The sequence below is a fragment of the Frankia sp. AgKG'84/4 genome (genome assembly GCF_023242965.2).
In the GTDB taxonomy this organism is placed as follows: Bacteria; Actinomycetota; Actinomycetes; order Frankiales; family Frankiaceae; genus Frankia.
On sequence record NZ_JALKFU020001213.1, the window covers coordinates 1 to 2518 of the forward strand.

3 protein-coding genes are annotated in these 2518 nt (G+C 74.2%); 1 reads left to right on the top strand and 2 read right to left on the bottom strand.

What is annotated here, in order from left to right:
• Positions 1 to 1048, top strand: a 1048-nt coding sequence (locus tag MXD58_RS28855; RefSeq protein WP_284678984.1) for an SbcC/MukB-like Walker B domain-containing protein, incomplete at its 5' end; no start/stop codon positions are given.
• A gap of 98 nt (positions 1049 to 1146) precedes the next feature.
• Here MXD58_RS28855 and proB read toward each other — a convergent pair.
• The gene (proB, locus tag MXD58_RS28860) at positions 1147 to 2259 is read right to left on the bottom strand and encodes a glutamate 5-kinase (protein ID WP_248838870.1); all 1113 of its coding nucleotides are present in this window, start codon (positions 2257 to 2259) and stop codon (positions 1147 to 1149) included.
• Between the two features lie 41 nt (positions 2260 to 2300).
• On the bottom strand, positions 2301 to 2518 hold a 218-nt coding region (locus tag MXD58_RS28865; protein WP_250611329.1), incomplete at its 5' end, for a hypothetical protein.

A 2518-nucleotide genomic window follows, 5' to 3' on the forward strand; every position in this document is an offset into this window, starting at 1 on the left:
GCGGTACGCCGCCCTCCCGGTCGAGCTGCGGGACGCCGCCGCGCTCGCCGAACGGCAGGCCGCCGTCGCGGCGCTCACCGCCGACCAGAAGAGCGCGCACACCGCCCTCGTCGCCGCGCGGCGGGCCGACGAGTCTCTCCAGCAGGCCCAGCGCACCACCCTCGATCTCGTCCACCGGGCTGGTTTCGCCGACCAGGACGCCGTCGTCGCCGCCGGCCGCGACCCGGCCTGGCTCAGCGCGGCCGATGCCCAGGTCCGGGCGCACCAGGAGGAGACCGCCGCGGTCGCCGCCGCCCTCGCCGACGACGATCTCGCGGTCGACCCGGACAGTCCCGTGCCCATCGCCGAACACACCGCGGCGGCGACGGCGGCCCGCGAGGCACACGAGGCCGCCGTGGCACTCTCGGCGCACACTGCGAAGCAGGCAGGTGACCTCGCCGACCTGCACACCGGCTACGCCGAGGGATCTGCGCAGCTTCGCCCGCTGCGGGCCGACGCCGATGAGCTGGCACAGCTCGCCGAACTCGCTTCCGGCCGCGGTGGGAACACCGAGGGCATGCCGTTGTCGAGCTTCGTGCTCGCCGCGCGGCTGGAGGAGGTCGCGGTCGCGGCCAGCGGGCGGCTCGCCGCGATGAGCGGCGGGCGGTTCACCCTCATCCACGACAGCACGGAACGCCGTGACCGCCGGCGCCGGGCCGGCCTGGGCCTGCTCGTCGAGGACGCCTGGACCGGCCGGCGCCGCCCGACGGGCACGCTCTCGGGCGGCGAGACGTTCCAGGCCGCGCTGTCACTCGCGCTGGGCCTCGCCGACGTCGTGACGGCGGAGGCCGGCGGGCGCCGCCTGGACACTCTGTTCATCGACGAGGGCTTCGGTTCGCTGGACGCGGACAGCCTCGATGAGGTGATGACCGTCCTCGACGAGCTGCGCTCCGGCGGGCGGCTCGTCGGTCTTGTCAGCCACGTGGCCGAGCTGCGGCAACGCATCCCGAACCAGATCCACGTCGTGAAGGGCACCGCTGGCAGCCACGTCGAGACCACGTTCAGCTAGGTCCTGTCCGGCCGATCAAAGAACCGGCGCGCTGCTGGCTGGTCTCTTCGGAGGGGTCGGGCCGCGGATGGTTCTGCCATGCTCGGCTGGCGCACGGGCTAGCGTGCTGGCAGGAGCAGGACCAGATCGTCACGGTGCACGATCTCGCGTTCGTAGGACGGGCCGAGTTCCGCGGCGAGTTCTCCCGTGGACCGGCCCAGCATCGCCGGCAGTTCCGCGGCGTCGAAGGCGACCAGCCCGCGGGCGACCGGGCGGCCGTCCGGGTCGACCAGATCGACCGGGTCCCCGGCGACGAAGTCACCGTCGACGGCGGTGACCCCGGCGGGTAGCAGCGACGCCCGATGCCGGACGACCGCGGTGACCGCGCCGGCATCCAGCCTGAGCCGGCCCTCTGCGGCGCTGGCGTGCGCGAGCCACAGCAGCCGAGAGGCGCGGCGCGGACCCGTGGGGTGGAAGACCGTGCCGACCTCGTCGCCCCGCAGCACCGGGGCCGCGTTCGCCGCGGACGTGATGATCGCGCGCAGGCCGCCGGAGGCAGCCATCCGGGCTGCTTCGATCTTGGTTGCCATCCCGCCGACGCCGACGCCAGCCGTGCCGGTGCCGCGCGCGGTCAGGCCCGCGAGATCCGCGTCCGTGTACACCTCTCGGACCAGGTTCGCCGGCCCCTGCCGGGGGTTGGCGTCATAGAGGCCGTCGACGTCCGAGAGCAGCACCAGGAGGTCGGCCGAGACGAGGTGGGCGACGATCGCGGCGAGTCGGTCGTTGTCCCCGAAGCGGATCTCCTGGGTGGCCACGGCGTCGTTCTCGTTGATGATCGGGACGACGCCGAGCTCGAGCAGCCGGTCCAGCGTGGTCCGCGCGTTGCGGTAGTGGGTTCGGCGGACGACGTCGGTGGCGGTCAGCAGCACCTGGCCGACCCGGATCCCGGCCCGGCCGAAGGCCTCGGCGTAGCTGTGGACCAGCGAACTCTGCCCCACGCTGGCTGCGGCCTGCTGGGTGGCGAGGTCCCGGGGGCGCCTGGTCAGCCCGAGCGGGGCGAGACCCGCGGCGATCGCACCCGACGAGACGAGCACGAGCTGGCCCGCTCTGGGGAGCAGCGCCGCCACGAGCCGGTCAAGGCGCTCGACGTCGAGCCCGCCGGCGGCCGTCGTCAGCGACGACGAACCGACCTTGACGACGACCCGCTGCGCGTCGGCCACGAACGCACGCACGTCTTCCCCACCCTCCGTACCGATCTTCCGTTATGCCGGTGTCAGGAGTCCGGGTCCCGCTCCAGGGTGCTGACGGCCAGGTCGGACGCGTCGTCCTGGATCTCGCCGAGGACGCGGCCGCGCTCGGCGCGGGCCATCCGCTCGGCGCGGGTCAGCCGAACCGAGGTCCGCAACCGGTCGTCGCTGCCGCGCGGGCCAAGGGTCGCGCCGGACGGGCTCGCGGGTTGCGTGCCGTCCCGGGAGTCCTCGGCGTCCGCCG